Source organism: Pseudomonas sp. PSPC3-2, from assembly GCF_049897085.1.
Lineage (GTDB): Bacteria > Pseudomonadota > Gammaproteobacteria > Pseudomonadales > Pseudomonadaceae > Aquipseudomonas > Aquipseudomonas paraveronii.
The window spans coordinates 751,906-773,884 of sequence record NZ_JAFCVO010000001.1; the positions used below are offsets into that span (position 1 = coordinate 751,906).

Genomic DNA, 21,979 nt, shown 5'->3' on the forward strand with positions numbered 1-21,979 from the left:
CGTGGAGATGGGCGTATTCTTCGCCCTTATCAACAGGAATTAAAATGAGCGAAAGCTTTGCGGAACTCTTTGAAGAAAGCCTAAAAACCCTGAACCTTCAGGCAGGCTCCATCATCACCGGTGTTATCGTTGATATCGATTACCAAGCTCGCTGGGTAACCGTTCACGCTGGTCTGAAGTCTGAAGCACTCATCCCGCTTGAGCAGTTCTACAACGACGCTGGCGATCTGACTATCAATGTCGGTGACGAAGTTCACGTTGCTCTGGACTCGGTTGAAGACGGTTTCGGTGAAACCAAGCTGTCCCGTGAAAAAGCCAAGCGCGCTGAATGCTGGATTGTTCTCGAAGCAGCCTTCGCAGCTGAAGAAGTGGTCAAGGGCGTTATCAACGGTAAGGTTAAAGGCGGCTTCACTGTCGACGTTAACGGCATCCGTGCGTTCCTGCCAGGTTCTTTGGTCGACGTCCGTCCAGTGCGCGACACCACGCACCTGGAAGGCAAGGAACTCGAATTCAAGGTCATCAAGCTCGATCAGAAACGCAACAACGTTGTCGTTTCCCGTCGCAGCGTCCTGGAAGCAGAGAACTCCGCCGAGCGTGAAGCTCTGCTGGAATCCCTGCAGGAAGGCCAACAAGTCAAAGGTATCGTCAAAAACCTCACCGATTACGGCGCATTCGTCGATCTGGGTGGCGTCGATGGCCTGCTGCACATTACCGACATGGCTTGGAAACGTATCAAGCATCCTTCCGAAATCGTCAACGTTGGCGACGAGATTGATGTCAAGGTTCTGAAATACGATCGCGAACGCAACCGTGTTTCCCTGGGCCTGAAGCAACTGGGTGAAGATCCATGGGTCGCTATCAAAGCCCGTTACCCAGAAAGCACCCGCGTCACCGCGCGTGTTACCAACCTGACTGACTACGGCTGCTTCGCTGAGCTGGAAGAAGGCGTTGAAGGCCTGGTACACGTTTCCGAAATGGACTGGACCAACAAAAACATCCACCCTTCGAAAGTCGTACAAGTCGGCGACGAAGTGGAAGTTATGGTTCTGGACATCGACGAAGAGCGTCGTCGTATCTCCCTGGGCATCAAGCAGTGCAAATCTAACCCATGGGAAGATTTCTCTGGCCAGTTCAACAAGGGCGATAAAATCTCCGGCACCATCAAGTCGATCACCGATTTCGGTATCTTCATTGGTCTGGACGGCGGCATCGACGGCCTGGTTCACCTGTCCGACATCTCCTGGAACGAAGTGGGCGAAGAAGCTGTTCGTCGCTTCAAGAAGGGCGACGAGCTGGACACCGTTATCCTGTCGGTTGACCCAGAGCGCGAGCGCATCTCCCTGGGTATCAAGCAACTGGAAAGCGATCCGTTCTCCGAGTACGTTCAAGAGAACGACAAAGGCGCAATCGTTAAAGGCATCGTGAAAGAAGTTGACGCTAAAGGCGCCATCATCACCCTGGCCGACGATATCGAAGCGACTCTGAAAGCCTCCGAAATCAGCCGTGACCGCGTTGAAGACGCGCGCAACGTTCTGAAAGAAGGCCAGGAAGTAGAAGCCAAGATCATCAGCGTTGACCGCAAGAGCCGCGTGATCCAACTCTCCATCAAGTCCAAGGACGAGATCGAAGAGAAAGAAGCTATCCAGAGCCTGCGCGACAAGCCAGCTACCTCTGACATCGCTTCGGGTCCGACCACTCTGGGCGACCTGCTGCGTGCACAAATGGAAAAACAGAACTAAGTTCTGTCAGACCATAGAAAAAGGGCGACTTCGGTCGCCCTTTTTTGTGCCTGAAATTTGTTGAATCAACAACTTAGAACGACGTAGAGCCGACTGATGTCAGAACTGATTATAGTCTTCAGAGAAGCTATTCACGTGTTGCTGATTCAGTAAGGATTTTCAATGAACAGGCTCATTTTAGTGTTCTCAATCGCAATGCTTGCAGGCTGCACCGCCACCAATGCCAAGACTTACGCCCGGCATGGCGTCAGCGGCATCGAGATCGACTGCTCAGGCTTGGGTTCCAATTGGGAGAAGTGCGAGAAGCGTGCGGCTCGAGAGTGCAAGATGCAGGGGTACAAGGTCATCACCAAGTCCAGTGATGCTAAGGACGAGGAGGGCGATTACTTGTTTGGCTGGAACCCGGCAGGCGCAGTTACCCGCACGATGCTGGTGATCTGCAATTGAGCGTGTAAGCGCTTGATAGTGGAGTCGATCTAGCGCGTAGATAAGTTATTGCATGGGCTGTTCAAATTCATCAAGTCATGCTAAAACCTTTGAAGCGCTTTTCCTAGCTGCTTGAAAAAGAAGGGAAAAATATGACGAAGTCGGAGTTGATCGAACGAATTGTCACCCATCAAGGGCTGCTCTCATCCAAGGATGTGGAGCTGGCCATCAAGACCATGCTTGAACAAATGTCCCAATGCCTGGCCACAGGCGATCGCATTGAGATCCGAGGGTTCGGTAGCTTCTCGCTGCACTACCGCGCCCCACGCGTAGGTCGTAACCCTAAAACCGGACAGTCCGTCAGCCTGGATGGCAAGTTCGTGCCTCACTTCAAGCCGGGCAAGGAATTGCGTGATCGAGTGAACGAAGACGAAGAAGAAAACGTCTGAGTGTCTTTGGGGTAGGAGAAGAGTATGCGTGGGATTAAGCGCGCCGTAGTGTTGCTGACAGTGCTGGTGGTTGCACTGGTGGTTATAGCGTTTGTACTCGAAAACCAGCAGGGTGTGTCTCTCTCGTTCCTTGGCCTGGCGACCGGGCAGGTGCCGGTGTCGGTGTTTGTGATCGTGGCGTTGATTGTCGGCATGCTGATAGGGCCATTGTTAGGCGTATTGGTGCGGAGTCGGCGTCATAAGCCGGTTTCTGTAGGGCGTGGCTAGGAGGGGCACTCTGCCGTTCTACAAAATTCGTGCGCATGCTGAGGCAACCACTCGTCAGAAAATTGCCTCAAAATAGCCCGTCAATTTCAGCGCCGCCTTGTAATGATGCGGCCACCCTCAAGTAGAAATCCCTCGGATTCATTGGGTTTTAGCTCGATAATTCGGAATTTTCTTTCTGTTTTAAGATTCCTTGTGCGTGTTCCATGAGGTTTGGCGCTATACGCGCAAGAAAACCTGATGGCTATGTCAATACTTGCAATATGTCAGAGAGATGGCAAAATGAAATCTGTTCTCGATAACGGGCAATTTGTGCGCTCAAAATTTGGCAACGACGCTGGGTTTTGACGGTCATCTAATTAGAATAAAAAAGACACAATTTTGTCTGCATAACGAGCCCGCAGTTTCTTTTTGAAGGCAGGTTTTTGTTGTGAGTAGTAGCTTCCGTATTCCCTCTACATCGTCGCACGGCGAAATTGACATTTCCGCAGTGTTTCAGGCGGTTTGGCAGCAGAAGAGCCTTGTTTTATTTGTGACTCTCGGGATAGCTTTGATTGCAGCAGTCTATGCTTTTACCGCAACTCCTGAGTACGAAGTAAGTAGCGTTTTGCGCCCCGCGGCCATTAACGAACTTGACGCCTTAAATCGTTCGGAAGTCTATCGATTGCCTCCAGGGGATGCGCTTATTAAAGTAGGTGCGTCCTTGGAGTCCTATGAGACTCGACTGAATTTTTTTAGGGCTAATCAGGCTTTGTTCAAGCCATTCGAGCGTCCTGGCAGGACGCTTGAGCAAAGCTTTGATGCCTTTAATCGTGACTCCCTCAAGCTGGTTCTCCCAGATCCGAAAAAATCTGATTCTCTGAGTGCGTACATCGGCCTTGGGCTCAATTACCCAAAGGGTGTTGACGGGGTGAGTGTCCTTAATAAGTTTATTGATTATGCTATTGATGCTGAGCGTCAACAGATTGCTGCGGATTTGCGAGTCATTGTTAGAAATCGTTTGACCGAGCTAGAAGGCAAGATTGAAGCTGCTCGATCCAGCTACAGGACGGAAAAAGAGGCGCGAATAGCGAAGCTTCGGGAAGCTGATAACCTCAAGCGAGCGCAGTTGCAAGACGAGTTGAAAGCTCTTCGCCAGCAAATCAAAACCGCCCGGCAAGATCGGGTTGCACTATTGGCAGAGGCTATCGAGATTGCCAAGTCTCTTGGGGTCGTGAAGCCGACGACGCCGTCTGCACTGGGTGAGAAAGCTTCTGGCTCAGGTGAGAGCAGCGTAATGCGCACAGAGATCAATAATCAGCAGATACCACTTTATTTTATGGGGGTTGAAGCACTAACAGCTGAGCGCACTGCGCTGTTGCAGCGCAAGTCTGATGATTTTACTGAAGGCCGTATCGCCCAAATTGCTCGTGAGCTGCAGTTGTTGCAGAGTAATCGTGAAATTGAGGTGCTGAAACTGCGCCAGAATGAAGACCTCTTTCTCTCGGGGGTTGAACCTCTGAGGTCTGAAGTTGTGCGCCTGAAAAACTTAGGCAATCTTGATATTAGCAATATGAAACTGGTCTCGATTGATCGCAAAGCCCTTGAGCCGCTACATCCAATCAAACCCCAAAAAATACTAATATTTTTAGCTGGGCTGCTAGGGGGGGGGATTTTTGGTGTTTTAGCCGCGCTGGCAAGGCACTTTTTCGTCAGTGGTCGGCGCGCCAAACAGCAAGATGTCACACCTTTGCTTCCTGTTACCGCAGGTAAACCGTTGCGCGGGAGTGCGACGCTTTAATTGTGTTCTCCTCGCACACAGCAAGTCATGATCATATGGAGGTCATATCTCATTATAGATCGCGGGTTTTCGGTTTTACCGGACATCTTTGTTGAGTTTTCATCTATCGAAGCCGGGCTCCCTGGGCGGGGAGGCGACAACCGCTTCCAGCTTCAACTCCCGGTGCTCAGCTCGTGCCGCCCTCGATGCAGTTCTTGGGGGGGGCAAAACGCCGGTATTTAGAGGCGGCATCTCGCTGCGGGCTGGCGTATTGATGTCACTGTAGGCAGCCTCGAAGCCATTGAAGCCTTTTCACTGCTCGTTTTGTTGAATTGGAGGGTGAGCGCTGTATCATCACGTTCTTTGTAGCGCTCGTGAATACAGTGCGGCGCACACAGGCAAGGCTTTTACGCAAAGGGTTGTCTGGACGAAAACCGGCCGCTCGCTATGCCTGGCTTTAAAAAGCAACTGAGGCAAGCACTGCGATGAATGTTTTGGCGAGGTGTAGTGGTCCAACGCTCTCAACATGTGAGCGATGGGCTCGAGATGAGTAGTGCATTTTGTCGGTAATAATCAAGTGAACCTCTGTCCGAATGGTGGGGGAGCTGAACGTTAAGGACGTGTTTTAGATATGACAATGTTGAAGCGTAAGGGGATCATTCTTGCTGGAGGCGCGGGCACCCGCCTCTACCCACTGACGCTGGGAGTGTCGAAGCAAATGCTCCCGATCTACGACAAGCCGATGATCTTCTACCCGCTGTCAGTACTGATGCTGGCAGGCATTCGTGAAATTTTGATTATCTCGACTCCCGATGACCTGCCAGGATTCAAGAAATTGCTGGGTGACGGTAGTCAGTACGGTGTGCAATTGAGTTATGCGGAACAACCGAACCCCGATGGCTTGGCGCAGGCATTCATCATCGGCGAAGAGTTTATTGGCAAAGCCCCTGTATGCCTGATCCTGGGCGACAACATTTTCTACGGCCAGCATTTTTCCGACAATCTGCGATCTGCTATGTCACAGTCGTCCGGCGCCACGGTGTTTGGTTATCACGTATCGGATCCAGAACGCTTTGGCGTGGTTGAGTTTGACCAGACTGGACGTGTGCTCAGTATCGAAGAGAAACCCGTCAAGCCTAAGTCGAACTATGCTGTCACGGGGCTGTACTTTTACGATAATCAAGTAGTGGAGATCGCCAAAAGCATCCATCTATCCTCACGTGGCGAGCTTGAAATTACCGATGTAAATCGTGCTTATCTTGAGCAGCAAAATTTGACTGTCGAAATGTTGGGTCGAGGCTTTGCTTGGCTTGACACAGGAACCCATGAGTCACTGTTGGAGGCGAGTCAGTTTGTGCATACCATTGAGCACCGGCAGGGCTTGAAAGTGGCTTGCCTCGAAGAAATCGCCTTCCATTCTGGCTGGATTACGACAGAACAACTGACCAATCAAATACAGCATTTGAGCAAAACAGGATATGGCCAATACCTGCAGAACATCCTGACAGAGCATAAGAGCAGATGAAGTTTATAGAAACCAAGCTGGCCGGTTTGGTCATCATTGAACCCAAAGTATTCGCGGATGACCGTGGGTGGTTTATGGAAAGTTTCAATGAGCCGTTGTTTCATCAGCAACTCGCCGCGCTTGGTCACCCGGTTCCGCGCCCTTTTGTGCAAGACAACCATTCCTGCTCAAAAAAGCATGTCTTGAGGGGGCTTCATTTTCAGCGTGATCCCCATGCCCAGGGGAAGCTGGTGCGGGTTACTGCAGGCAGCGCCTATGACGTGGCGGTTGATATTAGAAAGGGTTCGGAGACATTTGGTCAGTGGGTGGGCGTCGAACTATCAGCAAGCAATGGTCGGATGCTTTGGATTCCAGAAGGCTTTGCCCACGGTTTTTTGGCGCTGGAAGATAACACCGAGTTTCTCTATAAGGCCACGGATACCTATTTCAAAGCCTGCGAGCAATCGATTAACTGGAGTGATCCTGCCATTGGTATCCAATGGCCAGTGACTGAAGGTTTGATCATCAGTCAGAAAGATAACGAAGCTCCGTTGCTCTCGAGTGTGATTTCCTCTGTTTTAGCACTGACAGGCAATGTGACGTCGAGTGAACTGCAAATAATTGGAGATGATCGTGGCAGCCTGATTGCCTTGGAGCAAGGGCGCGATATCCCTTTCGACGTCAGGCGAGCCTATTATATTTTTAATACCAAAACGGGTGTCAGCAGGGGCTCGCACGCGCATTTCAGATTGGAACAGTACATTATCTGTTTATCGGGTAAGTGCAAAATCTTGATCGATGACGGTGTGACACAGGAATCAATATGGCTGGACGCGCCGAACAAGGCCATTCATATCAAGAAGCTGATTTGGCGCGAGATGCACGATTTCAGCGAAGATTGCGTTCTCCTAGTATTCGCTAGCAATCATTATGATGAAGGCGACTATCTGAGAAATTACGACGATTTCCTGCGTGCGGTGAAACGATACGCTTGATTGAATAGTATGCTTGATGCGACCTGGTATTAGAAAACTGGTCTTTTAGAGCCCAAGCCTATCAAGCGGCATACAGATTTGCGATGGCACGGCGATGGCTGCGCCTTTATGAACCTAATAACGAAGCACCGACGTCAGGTATTTTTTGATGATTCCATTTCTCGATCTAAAATCATTGAACAAGGCTCACCGTGAAGAGCTCATAGAAGCTGCGACACGTGTTATTGATTCGGGTTGGTATATTCAGGGTGAATGCCTCAAACACTTCGAGGAGGAGTTCTCAGCCTACACCGGAACGCTTCACACGATGGGCGTGGCGAATGGTTTGGATGCGTTGACCTTGACCATTCGCGCCTGGAAAGAGCTGGGTAAGCTCAAAGATCACGATGAAGTGATAGTCCCGGCCAATACATACATAGCGACGTTATTGGCCGTCACCGAAAATAACCTGACGCCGGTTTTGGTTGAGCCTGACCCAGATACTTACAATCTGTGCCCTAAGAACATCGAGCGCGCGTTGACTGACAAAACTCGGTTGATTATGCCAGTTCATCTCTATGGGCAGTTGGCTGACATGCCTGCAATTGATGCGATCGCCAAGCGCGAGAATCTGCTGGTACTGGAAGACTCTGCTCAAGCTCACGGCGCGCAAGTGGCGGGTAAGAGTGCGGGCAGCTGGGGAGATGCCTCCGGATTCAGTTTTTATCCAGGAAAGAACCTTGGGGCGCTGGGGGACGCAGGGGCCATTACCTCCAATGACGCTCAGCTGATCAATATGATTCAGGCGCTGCGAAACTATGGTTCCCATGAGAAATACAAGAACCTGGTGCAGGGCGTAAATAGCCGACTGGACGAAATTCAGGCCGCAATGTTGTGCGTAAAGCTCAAATATCTGCCGGCTCAGACCGAGGCGCGTCGACATATTGCAGCCATTTACATGAACGAAATAAAGCACCCTTTGATTAAGTTGCCGTTGGATTCCAGCGTTGATGTGATGAATCATCTTTCGCACGTGTGGCATCTTTTCGTCGTGCGATCAGAGGTGCGAGAGGCGTTGCAGCGCCATTTGGCGGAGTCAGGTGTTCAAACATTAATTCATTACCCTATACCGCCTCATCAGCAACAGGCTTATGCCAAGTCCGACTTTTTCAATAAGTCATTCCCTATTACTGAATGTATTCACCGCGAAGTCTTGAGCTTGCCAATCAGTCCGGTCATGACTGACGTTGAGGCTCGCCGTGTCGTTGAAGCCTGCAATAGTTTTTCTGTAGAAGCCTGATATGACGCTGCTTCGAACAAGCTTCCTCAACGGTATTGCCGTCATCATCAAGATGCTCACTTTGTTGGGTATCAACAAAATGCTGGCCATCTACGTCGGGCCTTCTGGTTACGCCGCGTTAGGCCAGTTTCAAAATGCTGTGCAAATGGTGACGACGTTCTCTACGGGCGCCATTAGCAATGGAGTGACCAAATACACCGCTGAATATAATGACGATGAGGAGGCGCAGCGTCGAGTGTGGCGCACCGCGGGTACGATTGCATTTATCGGTTCAGTTGTAACATCCGTCCTGATTGTTTGCTTCAGCAAGCCGTTGGCCGTGTTGTGTTTTAATGATGAGTCTTTGTACAGCGTCTTTATCTGGTGCGCTGCTACAGTCGTGTTCTTCTCGTTCAATACCTTACTGCTCGCTATTCTCAATGGCAAAAAGGAAATCAGTCGATATATTTTGGCCAATATCGGGGGCAGTCTCTTGTCCCTTTTGGTCACTATTGTCATGGTTGTGCAATACGGGTTATATGGTGCATTGATTTCCCTGGTGCTCTATCAATCCATCGCCTTTTTCGTCACGTGTTTGCTTTGTTATAAAACCGCCTGGTTTCGATTTTCGAATTTACTAGGGCGGTTGGACAAACAGATCGCCATAAACTTGACTAAGTTTACTGCTATGGCGCTCACCACAGCTGCATGCGTGCCGGTCAGTCATATTTTAGTACGAAACTATCTGGGGTCGGAATTTGGTTGGGAAACAGCTGGGTATTGGGAGGCGATGTGGCGTCTAAGTACTGCGTATTTAATGCTTGTGACAACGACATTGGGTTTGTATTTTTTACCGAAGTTATCGGAGCTGGTCTGTCCAGAGGATATCAAGAAGGAGATATTGCAAGGGTATAAGCTAATTCTACCTGTTGCGACGATCTGTGGTTTGGTGATCTACCTCTTGAGAGACTTCATTATTGGGCTTCTATTTACTAGTGCGTTTAGCCCTATGAGAGATTTTTTCGCTTGGCAGATGCTGGGTGATACGCTGAAAATCGCAAGCTGGATACTCGCTTATCTAATGCTGGGTAAGGCAATGGTTAAGATGTATATCGTAACGGAAGTAATTTTCGCATTCTGTTTTTATCTTTTGACGGTAGTGCTGACGAAGGTGGGTGGGCCGATTGGTGTGACGTGGGCTCATGCAGTTAACTACGGTGTTTATTTGGTCGTTATGTACTTTCTTATTTACAGAAAGCTAAATCAAAATAATGCAGGATGAGGTCTTTTTGCCCATGAGTCGCTTGCTATCCTCGATTCGCGATTTAATTTTAACGCAAAAAGATATCAATAAGAGTATAGAGCTGGCTGAGGTCTATGGGGCAGTGCTCTGGGCTGTTGATAAAGGCGTTTACGATGAGCCTGAGTTAGAGGATATATTGACTGCACGGTGTATGAGCGTTGTTCAAAAAGGCGACGCTCATTTGCCGTTGAAAGATTGCATTCATCTTATATCTGAGCCCTATTTGATCGGTGGGCATACCCGATTGATGGAGCAGCTTTCTACGATGCATTCAGAAAAGCCTGACCTCCTGATAACCCGCCAAAGTGATGAAAGGGCGATCGAACGTACCCGAATTTTCTTTAATGAGTGCACTTTCGTTAAGCCCGGCACGCCGTTGAAAAAAATAGCTGAAATTATAGAATACCTGAAGTCATATAAGAGAGTGGTTTTACATATCCACCCTGATGACATGGTCACGGTCATTGCATGCAATATTCTAAAAACTATCACAGGCGCAAAAGTTTTCTTTGTGAATCATGCTGATCATGTGTTCACTTATGGCAGCACGGTCGCTGATGTGTATTTTGAAATCAGTACGTTTGGCCAGCAACGGGATATGAAAAAAAATATTTCTGGGATGAAGTCTTTTTTGGGCATTCCCTTGAGCAGCAACTGGGTACCAAAAAAACATCGTCTACCTGAGAGAGACGACGAATTAAATTTTTTTAGCGCAGCATCGCCCTTTAAGTTTAAGCCAGTTAAAAACTACGATTCAAGGCCAACAATACACAGGGTTTTGTCTGAATTTAAAAATGCCACATTTTGGATAGTCGGAGCCAACCCATATACAAATGTTTGGTGGTGGTCATTAAAAATTAGATATTGGCGCCGTTTCAAAATTCTATCCTCAGTACCCTATGAGAGTTATTTGAAGCTTCTGGAAAAGGCTGATTTTTACGTTGATAGTTATCCTGCTCCCGGTGGAACTGCATTTGCCGAGCAGCTCGTAAGCGGCCGCCGCTGCGTTGGTCTTAGCGCGCCGATACAAGGTTATTCGCCCGCAGATAATCTTAAAAGTAAAAGTTTGGACGATTTAATTACTAGTATTTTTCAATGTGACAATGATGAGTCGGTTATTGAGTCGGTTTACGCCGTTAATGGTTATGATGCAGTTAAGGCTCGCTATCGGGCGTGTCTCTATGAGAATGTACTTTGCGCAAATGAAATGGAAAAGCATGTGGAGTGGGCGGGCGATATTGCCATCTATGAGCAGGCAGGAAAAATTACCTCAGCTATTCCACCCGCAGTGATCGTTAAGTTGATGAGTTTCGATAAGGGATTTTTATGGGCTGTGCTGCATGAGTTAAGTCTCGCGCAGAAGATAAAAATGGTGATTAAGTTGGTACTTTTGAAACTCAAAAGTGTGGCGAGAAAGGGCGTAAGGTCGAATAACGTATGAGGGCGTTAGGGCTGCGTTTTTTTATAATATTGCTATTGCTCTCGGATTACGTCGTCTTAACGCTTCACGCGCCTGCTGCTTTTGGGGCTTGGCGCGAAGGGGTAGTATTGTTTTATATTCTTATGACGGCGTTAATCGTATTTTTTCAAGTGGGGACCCGTCACTCTATACCACGTAAATATAGAGAACAGCTTTTAGTATTTGTATTCTTTATCGCCTTTTATTTGATCTGTGGAGAACTTTCCGATGCCTCATTTCGGATGTTTCGTTCTTTTGCGATGCCCATTCTTTTTGCGTTGATGGTGAATGCGGTATGTCGGGATTTAGAGCTTGAAATGAAGCTGAAAGTGATGTTTTTCACGCTAGTGGTGATGACATATATTTCTGGAAGCTATGCCATTTATCAATACATCACCATCCATGATGCTGAACAATTTTGGTATTGGCCTTTGCTGACGGAGAAAGGCTTTGAATTAGAAACATACAATTCCATGAGGGAAGGGAACGCCCGGATGTCAGGGTTCTTTACAGGGACTCTTGAATTCAACGCTTTTGTCTTGAATACTGCATTATTCGCCTGTTGTCTACTCGTGCAGGCGGTCAGGAAACGAGAATACAACTTAAGTTTTATAGGGTATATTCTGATTGCTTTTTTTTCGACAGTACTGATTTTTTATGGTTCAGTCAGAACCGCTGTTGTCGGAATGATATCCTCTGTATTCTTTTTGAGTCTGTTGCAACTGTTCAAACGGAAAATATTTGTTAGTTTATTGGGTTATAGCTATTTCCTATTCTTTACATGCTCGATATTTCTCTATCTTGCCCTTGGATACACGGACGACTTGTCAGCTCTCGACCGTGAAAGGCAATGGTATGTGGTACTCGAGTCACTTAATTCCATACCGCTGGGCCTTGGGTTCGGAGCCATCGGACCTGGTCAGTCATACTGGTATGACTCGTTTTGGTTGAATCTTCTGGCCTCCGCTGGCTACCTTGGTTTAGCCATCATGATTGGTCTGATCCTGTTTTACGGTAAGATCGTCGCTGTTACTCAGCAGTTACGTGTAGGCGGAAGCGCCTTTATGGCGGGCGTTGCCGACTATCTGGTGATCAGTTACCCGTTCTTCCTTAGCAGTTTCTTCTTTCAGTCCTATACCAATAGTGTTGTCTTGTATCTTTTTGTGCTGGTTATAGTGGTGGTGATGTATGACTCAAAATATCGTAAAAATTAAGCTTTCGATATTGGTTGTTCTTTATAAGCGGCATTATATAGATTCGACTGCTATAACAACATTGTTGGAGTGTGTTAGTTGTTTTCAAGAAAAAGGAGTTCAAGTAGATTTTTTCGTGTGGAATAACACACCACAGTGTTCACCAATTTTGGTTAGGGAGAACTTGACGTGGCTGGAAGGCAATAATGTAGGATTGTCTCATATTTATAACTGTGTTGCCGCAAAAGCTTTTGAAGCCGGTGCGACGCATTTTATGATTTCGGACGATGATACCGATTATTCTACGCAGAATTATGTCAGCGCGATTACCAAAGCGGTTGAGTTTGAGGCGAAATCACCGCCTGATGCATTTGGTGTAATGTTGCCGAAAGTCTACTCGGGGGAGAAACTGGTCAGTCCGGGCGAACGCTTCTGGTTTTTCGGCCGTTTGTCGCCGACGGTCGATAGCGGCCTGAATACCTCGCTTAATAAGCTCGCTATCAACAGCGGTGTAATATTCACGAGAGCATGTTATAAGCGGATTTCGCCACTCTTTGATGAGCGTCTTAAATTTTACGCCACTGATACAGAGTTTTTCGTGAGATATGAGTCTTATTATTCGCAGTTTTACGTTCTGGATACAGTGCTGCAACATGATCTTTCTGAACATACTTCGGATAGCGCCGAGCGTGCTGTTTTTCGCTTTCAGGAAATGATCCGTGGTTTTCGGGTGATATTTGAACGAAAAGGCTACTTATTTCGCTGTCTGATGGAGACTTATTTGTTGGTTTCCTCGTTGAAAAAGAGCATCACGTATAAAGAATCTGATTTTTTTTGTTCATATATTTCGTCTTTTAGAGAGAGAAAATAATGTTGATAGAACTGGTCGAATTTCTTTCTTTGAAAATCAGGCGGCGAGGAATAAAAATTGATAGGCGTATCCCAGACGGTTATCTCTTTAACTTCGTATTATCTAAAGCTTTCATGGTGATCAACGGCTTTTTAAAGTTCAGGCGGCTCTCGGTCATCTTGGTCGGTAAGCGCGTTACCGTGAAGGCACGATCGCTGATCTTCGGCGGGAAAGGGCTTATGGTCGATGATGGGTGCTTTATCGATGCTTTGGCAGTCAAGGGCATTACCCTAGGCCAAGGGGTTTCTTTGAAGAAAAATGTTATTATCGAGTGCACTGGTAGCCTGACCAAATTAGGTGAGGGGCTATCGATTGGTAATAATGTTGGTATCGGCAGCGGCAGTTTTTTGGGCTGCGCAGGCGGTATTACCATTGGCGATGACACGATCATTGGTAACTATGTATCATTTCACTCGGAGAATCATAATTTCTCTGACCCTGCAATGCCTATTCGCCTTCAGGGGGTAAATAATGCAGGGATCCACATCGGTAGTAATTGCTGGATTGGCGCTAAGGTGACAGTACTGGATGGAGTCTTCCTTGAGGACGACTGTGTGGTCGCGGCAGGAGCGGTGTTGAAGGCTGGGCGATACGCCGCTAACTCTATTTATGCAGGCGTTCCTGCAAAGCGAATAAAAGAACGTAGCTAAAAAAGGATGTGTAGTGAAAAAAATTATATTTTTTCATTTGCTCAATGACTATAGCGGGAGCCCCAAAGTTCTTTCTCAAGTGATTGAAGCTGTATCGAAGAAAGGATTTGACGCCGAGTTGTTTTTGGGCGGGCAGGGAAGTGCTGGCTTTCTGTCTTCGGTGCCTTGTGTTCAGCGACGCTATTTTTACAGGCGTTTTGATAATAAGTTTATGACGTTAATAAGCTACACGCTTTCGCAAGTTATTTTATTTTTCAAGTTGCTGAAGTACAGGAAGTCTTCGGTGGTTTTTTACGTCAATACTTTACTACCATTTGGTGCAGCGTTGGCGGGAAAGCTGCTTGGGATTCAGGTTTTTTATCATATTCACGAAACGTCTATTCGCCCAAGGCCTTTAAAGGTTTTTCTGCGTTGGATCGTTGAAATATGTTCAAGCAACAATATATTTGTTTCGCATTTTCTGGCGCGAGCTGAAGGCTTTTCAAATGTTGGGGGCAAGGTTGTTTATAACTCTATCCCGCGGGAAATGAGTAGCGTCGCTGCCCGTCATGTTTATCAACCCTTACCTGATGGACGGTTCGGAGTGTTGATGATTTGCTCTTTGAAAACCTACAAGGGCGTCAATGAGTTTGTACAAATTGCTCGTTTGTTAAGGGGGCATCAGGTATTCAAATTTACTTTGATTCTCGGGACAACTCAGACTGAAGTTTCTGATTTTTTTTCGAGTACTACGATTCCCGATAATTTGACTATTATTTTTGGCTGTGCTGATGTCATGCCTTATTATCAAAAGGCGAGTGTTTTACTCAGTCTTTCGAAGCCGGACGAATGGGTGGAGACATTCGGTTTGACAATTCTCGAGGGGCTTTCATTTGGGATTCCATGCATTATTCCTCCGGTAGGGGGGCCCATTGAACTGGTGTCCGAAGACTGTGAGGGGTACTTGATGGCCTCTGATAGAGTTGAAGATATTTCTGCCAAACTCGTGTTTCTCCGAGAGAATTCGGATGTCTGTTATCGCCTGTCTAATGCGGCAAAGGTGAAGTCGCTTAATTTCTCAAGTGAAAAATTTGAAAGTGGTGTGCTCGGGGTGTTTGATGGGATTTAAATTTGCAGTCATTGGCACAGTTGGTCTTCCCGCACAATACGGTGGCTGGGAGACTCTTTCAGAACAATTAGTTACATATCTGGATCATGAGTACGAGATTTCGGTGTATTGCAGTTCGAAATTCTATGTGTCTCAACCCAAGAAGTATGGCAATGCTGATTTGATTTACGTTCCGTTAAAAGCTAACGGTGTGCAAAGTATTCCCTATGATGTTTTCAGCATGCTGCATGCCTATCGCAAGAATGATGTGCTGCTGATTTTGGGGGTCTCCGGTTGTATTGCACTTCCATTCATAAAAATGCTTACAAAAAAGAAGATCGTCGTCAATATTGATGGCTATGAATGGAAGCGAGCGAAGTGGTCGCCCCTGGCCAAGAAATTCTTGAAGTTTTCAGAAACTGTGGCAGTCAGGTATTCTGACGCAGTGGTCACTGATAATCAGGTTCTTCAGGATTATGTGCGGAGCGAGTACGGCCGAGAAAGTACCCTTATTGCCTATGGCGGTGATCAGGCCAAGACACGCTCATTAACCGAATCTGATCGAGAGCGCTATCCGTTTCTACGTAGTCCTTATGCATTTTCTGTGTGCAGGATTGAACCTGAAAATAATATCCATATTGTTGTCGAAGCCTTTCACTCCAGCGGACTCCCCTTGGTCATCGTAGGCAATTGGAAGCAGAGTGAATATGGGAAGGCGCTCCAGGATAAGTACTCAAATGCAGAGAACCTCCATCTGCTGGATCCCATCTACAACGGTGATGAACTGAGCCCGTTGCGCAGCAATGCTACTATTTATATTCATGGTCATAGCGCCGGTGGAACCAACCCGTCGCTTGTGGAAGCGATGTGGTTGAGCTTGCCTGTCATCGCGTTCGATGTGTCATTCAATCGTGCTTCTACGGAAGATAGCGCCAAATTTTTCGCTTCCCATGAGTCACTTATAGATCATGCGACCATGCTTTTTGCCGACGAAACCGAACGTGCGGCCCTAAGTGAAAAAATGCGTGAAATTGCGGTGCGTCGTTATCGTTGGGAAGGGGTGTCTTCTCAATACGATAAGCTATTCAAACAACTGTTATCGTCTGATAGGGTTTGATAATGTCCGATGTTTTGAGTGCCGCGTCTATTTCTCATACACCGAAAATTCTTCTTACCGGCGGTACTGGTTTTGTTGGGCGCCCACTGCTCGATGCCCTGGTTAATGCTAAGTATCCGGTTATCAGTGTCACTCGAAAAAGATGCGCCACTGCGCTACCAGGTGTACAGAGTTGCGTTATCCCGCCGTTGTCTGGAGAGATTAACTGGAGTGTTCCGTTGCAGGGAGTGGAAGTAGTGATCCACTCTGCTGGTCGTGCTCATATTATGAACGAAACGCATAGCAACCCGTTGCAGGCTTTTCGGGAGGTGAATGTGAATGCCACGCTTAATCTTGCCCGGCAGGCTGCTGAAGCTGGCGTTAAGAGGTTTATTTTTATCAGTTCCGTCAAGGTTAATGGTGAGGCGACCGAGGGAAATCGTGTCTTCAAGCCTTCGGACACTCCAGCACCGCTTGACGACTATGGGGTGTCTAAGCTTGAGGCCGAGCAGGCGCTGATGGCGTTGGCGGGGGAAACCTCGATGAAGGTTGTAATCATCAGACCTGTTTTGGTGTACGGCCCGGGCGTAAAGGCAAACTTTGAAAAAATGTTAGCTGCTGTAAATAAAGGCCTGCCGTTGCCATTTCGCACGATTAAAAATTGCAGGAGCCTGGTGTTTATAGATAATCTGATCGATTTGATCTGCTTGTGCATTCATCATCCTGAGGCAGAAAATCGCGTATTTATGGTTAGTGATGGCGAAGACTTATCCATCGGGCAGACTATAGAAAAACTCGCCGTGGCGATGAACAAGAAGTCCCGCATATTCGCGTTTCCACAATCCCTCTTGAGGCTTCTTGCATCTGTCGCGGGTAAGAAGGAGTTCTTTCAACGTCTGTGTGGGTCGCTCCAAGTAGATATTACAGACACGCGAGAGCTTTTAGGTTGGACACCCCCTGTCAGCATTGATGAAGCCTTTGCTATTACGGCTCGTTATTATCAAGAGAAACATAATGGTACCTCCCATGGCTAATTTGGCTGAGATGCTTAAAACCCGGGATAATAATTTCAATTTTATCCGCGTTGTTGCAGCCCTTTTTGTCCTTGTTTCTCACGCCTATCCGCTTTCGCGTGGGGCAGCTGAGGTTGAGCCGCTGGCGGCACAGCTCGGTATCTCGCTTGGAGGATTAGGTGTATTTACCTTTTTTTGCATTTCAGGATTCTTTATATCGCTGAGTTACCAGAGATCAAGAACCAAGGTAGATTTTGTCGTTGCGAGATTTTTAAGATTGTATCCAGCGCTGCTGGTTGTTCTGGTTTTAAGTGCATGTGTTGTGGGACCTTTGTTTACGAATATGAGCCTGCACGACTACTTTACTTCAAGTGAGGTCTATAGTTATGTGGCCGCTAATTTGAAATTGAAGAGTATTCAATTTCAATTGCCAGGCTTGTTTCAGGATAACCCTTATCCTGGGATTAATGGGTCGTTGTGGACGTTGTATTACGAGGTTTTATTGTACGCTTTGGTTTTGATATTGGGTGTTGTCGGTTTTTTGAAGAGTTCGCCTCGAATATCGGTGTTTTTTGTACTGTATTTTTTGTTTTATTTTGCATTTGGATTTTTGCTCGCAGAGGAGCGCATTAGCCCTAGTTTTCAGATGCGCATGTGGGTGCAGTGGAGTTTCGCATTTGTAATAGGCATGCTGCTTTATGCGTACAGGTTCAAAATTCGTCTGGATTATCGTATTTTAAGCGTTTGTTGGTTGGTTACATTATTTTTGTACAAGTCACCTGTTTTTGTTGAGGCTTTTGTGGTCGCCTGGAGTTATTCTGTATTCTGGGCTGGCTTCAACACACAATGGTTTGCTCGTAATTTTAATAGACTAGGTGACTATTCTTACGGCCTGTATATCTACGCATTTCCCACGCAAGAGATTTTAGCGCACCTCTGGAAGGGTATATCGCCAGTGACAATGATTTTGGTGGCTTTACCCTTAGCGCTTATTCCCGCAGTACTTTCCTGGCACTTTATAGAACAGCCTTGTATTTTGCGTAAAAAGGCAATGGCGGAAAGATTGTCTCAGTCACTCGCTAAGCTTTCTGGAATGTTAACTAAGTACTCAACTAAATAACTCTGAATTGAAAGGTTGGTTCTGAAATGAAGCGTTTTTTTGATCTTTTACTGAGCCTTTTTGCACTGCTCATACTATTGATTCCAATCGTGCTTGTTACCATTGCGGTAAAGTTGACGTCAAAAGGGCCCGCTCTATATTGGTCTAACCGTGTGGGCGTGAATAATACCGTATTCAAAATGCCAAAGTTTCGCTCAATGCGCACGGGAACCCCAGCGGTGGCCACGCATTTGTTGCAGAACCCTGCCCAGTATCTTACGCCGATTGGAAATTTCCTGAGAAAGTCCAGTCTGGATGAGTTGCCTCAGTTGTGGAGCATCATTGCTGGCGACATGAGTTTTGTCGGGCCCAGGCCCGCGCTTTTTAACCAAGCGGACCTTATTGCATTGCGCACAGAGCAAGGTGTGCATCTTATTCGTCCAGGCCTCACAGGCTGGGCACAGGTGAACGGACGGGATGAGTTGCCGATACCGGTTAAGGTTGGCTATGATGCTTATTACGCGGAAAATATGGGTTTATTTTTCGATCTGAAAATCCTGTTTTTGACAGCTTTGAAGGTGCTCAAACGCGATGGCGTTTCCCATTAACGCTGTGGGAGGCGTCAATGAGTAGCTTATTTGGGCAGGCAGCATATAGTTTGTTTTTTGTTCTGCGTTTATTGCGCGGTCGACAAGAATTTTGATCTAACGCAAGGACACGTAGGTGAATCATGATTAACCGGTTGCGCACTTGGCTATTGAAACTGCCTCGTCACCAAAAACGACTGATACAGGTTTTTGCGGACGTTGTTTTGGTTTTGTTGGCTCTGTGGATGGCGTTTGTTGTCCGTCTCGGCATCGATGAGATGATCAACCCTGTCAAAATGCATCTTTGGTTGTTTTTGGCAGCTCCGGTGATCGCGATTCCGCTTTTCATTCGCTTTGGGATGTATCGTGCTGTCATGCGCTATTTTGGCAATGACGCGCTGGTAGCGATTATCAAGGCCGTGAGTCTTTCATCTCTGATCCTCGGTGTAGTCGTCTATTGGTATAGCAACCATCAAAATGTCGTGCCCAGATCAATTATCTTCAACTATTGGTGGTTGAGCTTGATCATGGTCGGTGGGCTGCGCTTGACCATGCGGCAATATTTCTTGGGCGATTGGTTTGCCGCCGCCCAACATGTGCCCTTTACCAGTCGTGAGGATGGCCTTCCGCGTGTTGCGATTTATGGTGCCGGCGCGGCGGGCAACCAATTAGTCGCGGCGCTGCGCATGGGGCGCGTCATGCGACCAGTGGCGTTTATCGATGACGATACCACTATCTCGGATCGTGTCATTTCAGGTCTTCAAGTCTATAAGCCCAAGCATATTCAACGGATGATCGATGCCACGGGCGCCCAAGAAATTCTCTTGGCAATTCCGTCGTCCAGCCGTGGACGGCGTCGTGAGATTCTCGGTTTTCTGGAAGGCTTTCCACTCCACGTTCGCAGCGTTCCAGGTTTTATGGATCTCGCCAGTGGCCGGGTCAAGGTTGACGATATTCAAGAAGTCGATATAGCTGACTTGCTCGGTCGTGATTCGGTGCCCGCGCAAGATGAACTGCTCGAGCATTGCATTAAGGGGCAGAGTGTCCTTGTAACTGGGGCGGGTGGCTCAATTGGTTCTGAGCTGTGCCGGCAAATCCTGGAACTCAAGCCTAGGACCCTGTTGTTGTTCGAACACAGTGAATTCAATCTCTACAGCATTCTTTCTGAATTGGAACAGCGCATTGCTCGAAATTCTTTGCCGGTCAAGTTATTGCCTATATTGGGATCGGTACGTGATCAGGCCAAGCTGCTTGATGTAATGAAAACCTGGCGTGTCGACACGGTTTACCATGCTGCAGCCTATAAGCATGTGCCAATCGTTGAACACAATATTGCAGAAGGTGTGTTGAATAATGTTATCGGTACACTGAATACCGCCCAGGCTGCACTTCAGTCTGGTGCATCTAATTTTGTGCTGATCTCTACAGATAAGGCTGTGCGTCCAACGAATGTAATGGGTAGCACCAAGCGCCTTGCTGAACTGACGCTTCAAGCTTTGAGCCGTGAGCTTGCTCCCGTGCTGTTTGGTGATAAGTCCAATGTCTCACGAGTGAACAAAACCCGCTTTACCATGGTGAGATTTGGCAATGTATTGGGCTCTTCCGGTTCTGTGATTCCGTTGTTTCACAAGCAGATCAAGTCCGGTGGGCCCCTGACGGTTACGCACCCGAAAATTACCCGCTATTTCATGACCATTCCCGAAGCTGCTCAACTGGTCATACAAGCCGGTTCCATGGGGCTTGGAGGCGATGTGTTCGTTCTGGATATGGGCGAACCTGTCAAGATTGTCGAGCTTGCCGAAAAGATGATTCATTTGTCCGGGTTGAGTCTACGTTCCGACAAAAATCCTCACGGTGATATCGCTATCGAGTTCTCCGGTTTGCGCCCCGGTGAAAAGCTGTACGAAGAGTTGTTGATCGGCGACAACGTCGTGGCAACGCAGCACCCGATGATTATGAGTGCCAATGAGGATCATCTTCCGTGGGAGACCCTCAAGATCAAGTTGTCGGAATTGCTCACAGCGGTTGATCAGGACGACTATAGCCGAGTCCGCCAATTGCTACGAGACACCGTTAGTGGCTATACGCCGGATGGTGAAATTGTTGATTGGATTTATCAGCAACGGCGGTTGGAACCATAGTTTATAGAGTCCAGTGCTTAGGGATGCTCTGAAACAGCCGGATATTTTCCGGCTATCGAATCGTAAGCATTTTTCGAAAACGACACACGTCGAAAATTGATCAATCTTTTTTAATTTTCAGCACTATAGGCTGCTGCAAAGCAACTTCGCTACCGCGCATCATGGCGGCGGGGCTCCAGAAAGAAATCGGGAGCACAGCATCCGGAATCAGTTAAGCGCTTTGAATCTGGGGTTTATGGCGCGCTTACGCTGGGTCACTGTAGCCGAACCAGTTCTACATCAGATGCACGCGCAGCATCGCCATCATCGGGTAGGCCGGACGATCACCTCCGCTCTTGGGATAGTGCGGCTCTACTTGCGCTTGCCGGCATACTCGGCGTCAGCGAAGGCTATTTGCGTTATCGGAAAACTCGGCGGGTGGAGTCCGGGTATTTTGCCAAAATCAGGAAGTTTTCTTCAGCGCGCCCTTAGAGTATTTTACTTATTAGTCTTGATTTCGTGCGCGATACGGCTTCTTTTTCTATTTCAAAAAGCAGGTCTAATTCGGTCTCTCCAGTCTTAATTGCTCCCATTTTTTCATGAAAAGAAATGACACGGTCATTTCCCTTTCTAACATCGAAATGTGATTTTTTGAAGTTTAGATTTTCAAAGGCAAATTGATATACTAGGAAGGCACTTTCTAAGGCAGCATATCTTGTTTTGTTCTCGTTAAGTATCCAACTTCCCCAGCAAAATGAATCTTCTTTTAAATCGTATATTCTGACGGTGCCGCATGGTGTGCCATCGAGGCGCTCGATAATGAAATAGTATTGAGTGCCTTCGGCTTCGTCGGTTTTATATTTTTTAATCCACTCTTTTTGGGCCACAACACTTGGGCTTACTGAGGAGAGAAATTGGTTGTATCTATCATCAAGGCGTAGTGTCAGAACGAACTCAGCATCCTGCTCCTCAATGAGTCGCAGTCTTACGGTCTTCGATTGCAAGTCCATGGTTTTTCTCATTTACTGAATGGCGTTCATACATGATACAGATTTTTGAACGTTCGTT

At 47.4% G+C, this 21,979-nt stretch carries 20 protein-coding genes and 2 pseudogenes; 20 read left to right on the forward strand and 2 right to left on the reverse strand.

Annotated elements, in window-relative coordinates; genetic code table 11:
* Positions 1 to 44: 44 nt before the first annotated feature.
* The 20 genes and pseudogenes from rpsA (at position 45) to ACP7CJ_RS03575 (ending at position 20,932) form a co-directional block, all read left to right on the forward strand.
* On the forward strand, positions 45 to 1,739 hold the full coding sequence (gene rpsA / locus ACP7CJ_RS03480) for a 30S ribosomal protein S1 (protein ID WP_253394215.1): 1,695 nt from the start codon (positions 45 to 47) through the stop codon (positions 1,737 to 1,739).
* Positions 1,740 to 1,901: 162 nt separating this feature from the next.
* A complete protein-coding gene (locus ACP7CJ_RS03485) occupies positions 1,902 to 2,186 on the forward strand; it encodes a hypothetical protein (protein WP_426099458.1) in 285 nt (94 codons plus the stop codon).
* Between the two features lie 131 nt (positions 2,187 to 2,317).
* Positions 2,318 to 2,614, forward strand: coding sequence for an integration host factor subunit beta (gene ihfB, locus ACP7CJ_RS03490; protein WP_017848846.1), 297 nt, complete (start codon positions 2,318 to 2,320; stop codon positions 2,612 to 2,614).
* A 24-nt stretch (positions 2,615 to 2,638) separates the two neighbouring features.
* Positions 2,639 to 2,881, forward strand: coding sequence for a LapA family protein (locus tag ACP7CJ_RS03495; protein WP_426099457.1), 243 nt, complete (start codon positions 2,639 to 2,641; stop codon positions 2,879 to 2,881).
* Positions 2,882 to 3,308: 427 nt separating this feature from the next.
* A complete protein-coding gene (locus ACP7CJ_RS03500; RefSeq protein WP_426099456.1) occupies positions 3,309 to 4,658 on the forward strand; it encodes a Wzz/FepE/Etk N-terminal domain-containing protein in 1,350 nt (449 codons plus the stop codon).
* A 610-nt stretch (positions 4,659 to 5,268) separates the two neighbouring features.
* Positions 5,269 to 6,162 (forward strand): glucose-1-phosphate thymidylyltransferase RfbA, encoded by an 894-nt coding sequence (gene rfbA, locus ACP7CJ_RS03505; RefSeq protein ID WP_426099455.1) that lies wholly within the window; start codon positions 5,269 to 5,271, stop codon positions 6,160 to 6,162.
* Positions 6,159 to 6,701 (forward strand): annotated as a pseudogene (gene rfbC / locus ACP7CJ_RS03510) (dTDP-4-dehydrorhamnose 3,5-epimerase); the annotation flags it as partial. The gene rfbA and the pseudogene rfbC, both read left to right, overlap by 4 nt.
* A gap of 36 nt (positions 6,702 to 6,737) precedes the next feature.
* Positions 6,738 to 7,136, forward strand: a complete 399-nt coding sequence (locus ACP7CJ_RS03515) for a sugar 3,4-ketoisomerase (RefSeq protein ID WP_426120542.1) — start codon at positions 6,738 to 6,740, stop codon at positions 7,134 to 7,136.
* 148 nt (positions 7,137 to 7,284) lie between these two features.
* Positions 7,285 to 8,415 carry a DegT/DnrJ/EryC1/StrS family aminotransferase gene (locus tag ACP7CJ_RS03520; protein ID WP_426099454.1) on the forward strand — a complete coding sequence of 377 codons (1,131 nt, stop codon included), beginning with the start codon at positions 7,285 to 7,287 and terminating at the stop codon, positions 8,413 to 8,415.
* A gap of 1 nt (position 8,416) precedes the next feature.
* Positions 8,417 to 9,676, forward strand: coding sequence for an O-antigen translocase (locus ACP7CJ_RS03525; protein ID WP_426099453.1), 1,260 nt, complete (start codon positions 8,417 to 8,419; stop codon positions 9,674 to 9,676).
* 13 nt (positions 9,677 to 9,689) lie between these two features.
* The gene (locus ACP7CJ_RS03530; RefSeq protein WP_426099452.1) at positions 9,690 to 11,138 is read left to right on the forward strand and encodes a hypothetical protein; all 1,449 of its coding nucleotides are present in this window, start codon (positions 9,690 to 9,692) and stop codon (positions 11,136 to 11,138) included.
* Positions 11,135 to 12,370, forward strand: a complete 1,236-nt coding sequence (locus ACP7CJ_RS03535; RefSeq protein WP_426099451.1) for a hypothetical protein — start codon at positions 11,135 to 11,137, stop codon at positions 12,368 to 12,370. The genes ACP7CJ_RS03530 and ACP7CJ_RS03535 overlap by 4 nt, the downstream gene beginning before the upstream one ends.
* On the forward strand, positions 12,345 to 13,220 hold the full coding sequence (locus ACP7CJ_RS03540) for a hypothetical protein (RefSeq protein ID WP_426099450.1): 876 nt from the start codon (positions 12,345 to 12,347) through the stop codon (positions 13,218 to 13,220). Before ACP7CJ_RS03535 ends, ACP7CJ_RS03540 begins: the two co-directional genes overlap by 26 nt.
* Positions 13,220 to 13,909: an acyltransferase gene (locus ACP7CJ_RS03545; RefSeq protein WP_426099449.1), complete on the forward strand. Its 690-nt coding sequence runs from the start codon at positions 13,220 to 13,222 to the stop codon at positions 13,907 to 13,909. Before ACP7CJ_RS03540 ends, ACP7CJ_RS03545 begins: the two co-directional genes overlap by 1 nt.
* A 13-nt stretch (positions 13,910 to 13,922) precedes the next feature.
* Complete coding sequence (locus tag ACP7CJ_RS03550; RefSeq protein ID WP_426099448.1) at positions 13,923 to 15,017, forward strand: glycosyltransferase family 4 protein; 1,095 nt, start codon at positions 13,923 to 13,925, stop codon at positions 15,015 to 15,017.
* On the forward strand, positions 15,007 to 16,113 hold the full coding sequence (locus ACP7CJ_RS03555; RefSeq protein WP_426099446.1) for a DUF1972 domain-containing protein: 1,107 nt from the start codon (positions 15,007 to 15,009) through the stop codon (positions 16,111 to 16,113). The genes ACP7CJ_RS03550 and ACP7CJ_RS03555 overlap by 11 nt, the downstream gene beginning before the upstream one ends.
* Positions 16,114 to 16,115: 2 nt before the next feature.
* Positions 16,116 to 17,126 carry a UDP-glucose 4-epimerase family protein gene (locus tag ACP7CJ_RS03560; protein WP_426099444.1) on the forward strand — a complete coding sequence of 337 codons (1,011 nt, stop codon included), beginning with the start codon at positions 16,116 to 16,118 and terminating at the stop codon, positions 17,124 to 17,126.
* Complete coding sequence (locus ACP7CJ_RS03565; protein ID WP_426099442.1) at positions 17,119 to 18,225, forward strand: acyltransferase family protein; 1,107 nt, start codon at positions 17,119 to 17,121, stop codon at positions 18,223 to 18,225. Before ACP7CJ_RS03560 ends, ACP7CJ_RS03565 begins: the two co-directional genes overlap by 8 nt.
* A gap of 26 nt (positions 18,226 to 18,251) precedes the next feature.
* The gene (locus ACP7CJ_RS03570) at positions 18,252 to 18,812 is read left to right on the forward strand and encodes a sugar transferase (protein WP_426099440.1); all 561 of its coding nucleotides are present in this window, start codon (positions 18,252 to 18,254) and stop codon (positions 18,810 to 18,812) included.
* Positions 18,813 to 18,934: 122 nt separating this feature from the next.
* On the forward strand, positions 18,935 to 20,932 hold the full coding sequence (locus tag ACP7CJ_RS03575) for a polysaccharide biosynthesis protein (protein ID WP_426099439.1): 1,998 nt from the start codon (positions 18,935 to 18,937) through the stop codon (positions 20,930 to 20,932).
* Positions 20,933 to 21,209: 277 nt separating this feature from the next.
* Here ACP7CJ_RS03575 and ACP7CJ_RS03580 read toward each other — a convergent pair.
* Positions 21,210 to 21,334 (reverse strand): annotated as a pseudogene (locus ACP7CJ_RS03580) (IS5/IS1182 family transposase); the annotation flags it as partial.
* 65 nt (positions 21,335 to 21,399) lie between these two features.
* On the reverse strand, positions 21,400 to 21,921 hold the full coding sequence (locus tag ACP7CJ_RS03585) for a GNAT family N-acetyltransferase (protein WP_426099438.1): 522 nt from the start codon (positions 21,919 to 21,921) through the stop codon (positions 21,400 to 21,402).
* Positions 21,922 to 21,979 lie beyond the last annotated feature (58 nt).

Coding starts and splice junctions, on each gene's coding strand:
- ACP7CJ_RS03525 (WP_426099453.1), top strand. CDS start 8,417: ATGACGCTGCTTCGAACAAGCTTCCTCAACGGTATTGCCGTCATCATC.
- ACP7CJ_RS03535 (WP_426099451.1), top strand. CDS start 11,135: ATGAGGGCGTTAGGGCTGCGTTTTTTTATAATATTGCTATTGCTCTCG.
- ACP7CJ_RS03495 (WP_426099457.1), top strand. CDS start 2,639: ATGCGTGGGATTAAGCGCGCCGTAGTGTTGCTGACAGTGCTGGTGGTT.
- ACP7CJ_RS03570 (WP_426099440.1), top strand. CDS start 18,252: ATGAAGCGTTTTTTTGATCTTTTACTGAGCCTTTTTGCACTGCTCATA.
- ACP7CJ_RS03555 (WP_426099446.1), top strand. CDS start 15,007: ATGGGATTTAAATTTGCAGTCATTGGCACAGTTGGTCTTCCCGCACAA.
- ACP7CJ_RS03560 (WP_426099444.1), top strand. CDS start 16,116: ATGTCCGATGTTTTGAGTGCCGCGTCTATTTCTCATACACCGAAAATT.
- ACP7CJ_RS03565 (WP_426099442.1), top strand. CDS start 17,119: ATGGCTAATTTGGCTGAGATGCTTAAAACCCGGGATAATAATTTCAAT.
- ACP7CJ_RS03575 (WP_426099439.1), top strand. CDS start 18,935: ATGATTAACCGGTTGCGCACTTGGCTATTGAAACTGCCTCGTCACCAA.
- ACP7CJ_RS03585 (WP_426099438.1), bottom strand. CDS start 21,921: ATGGACTTGCAATCGAAGACCGTAAGACTGCGACTCATTGAGGAGCAG.
- ACP7CJ_RS03540 (WP_426099450.1), top strand. CDS start 12,345: ATGACTCAAAATATCGTAAAAATTAAGCTTTCGATATTGGTTGTTCTT.
- rfbA (WP_426099455.1), top strand. CDS start 5,269: ATGACAATGTTGAAGCGTAAGGGGATCATTCTTGCTGGAGGCGCGGGC.
- rpsA (WP_253394215.1), top strand. CDS start 45: ATGAGCGAAAGCTTTGCGGAACTCTTTGAAGAAAGCCTAAAAACCCTG.
- ACP7CJ_RS03520 (WP_426099454.1), top strand. CDS start 7,285: ATGATTCCATTTCTCGATCTAAAATCATTGAACAAGGCTCACCGTGAA.
- ACP7CJ_RS03485 (WP_426099458.1), top strand. CDS start 1,902: ATGAACAGGCTCATTTTAGTGTTCTCAATCGCAATGCTTGCAGGCTGC.
- ACP7CJ_RS03530 (WP_426099452.1), top strand. CDS start 9,690: ATGAGTCGCTTGCTATCCTCGATTCGCGATTTAATTTTAACGCAAAAA.
- ihfB (WP_017848846.1), top strand. CDS start 2,318: ATGACGAAGTCGGAGTTGATCGAACGAATTGTCACCCATCAAGGGCTG.
- ACP7CJ_RS03545 (WP_426099449.1), top strand. CDS start 13,220: ATGTTGATAGAACTGGTCGAATTTCTTTCTTTGAAAATCAGGCGGCGA.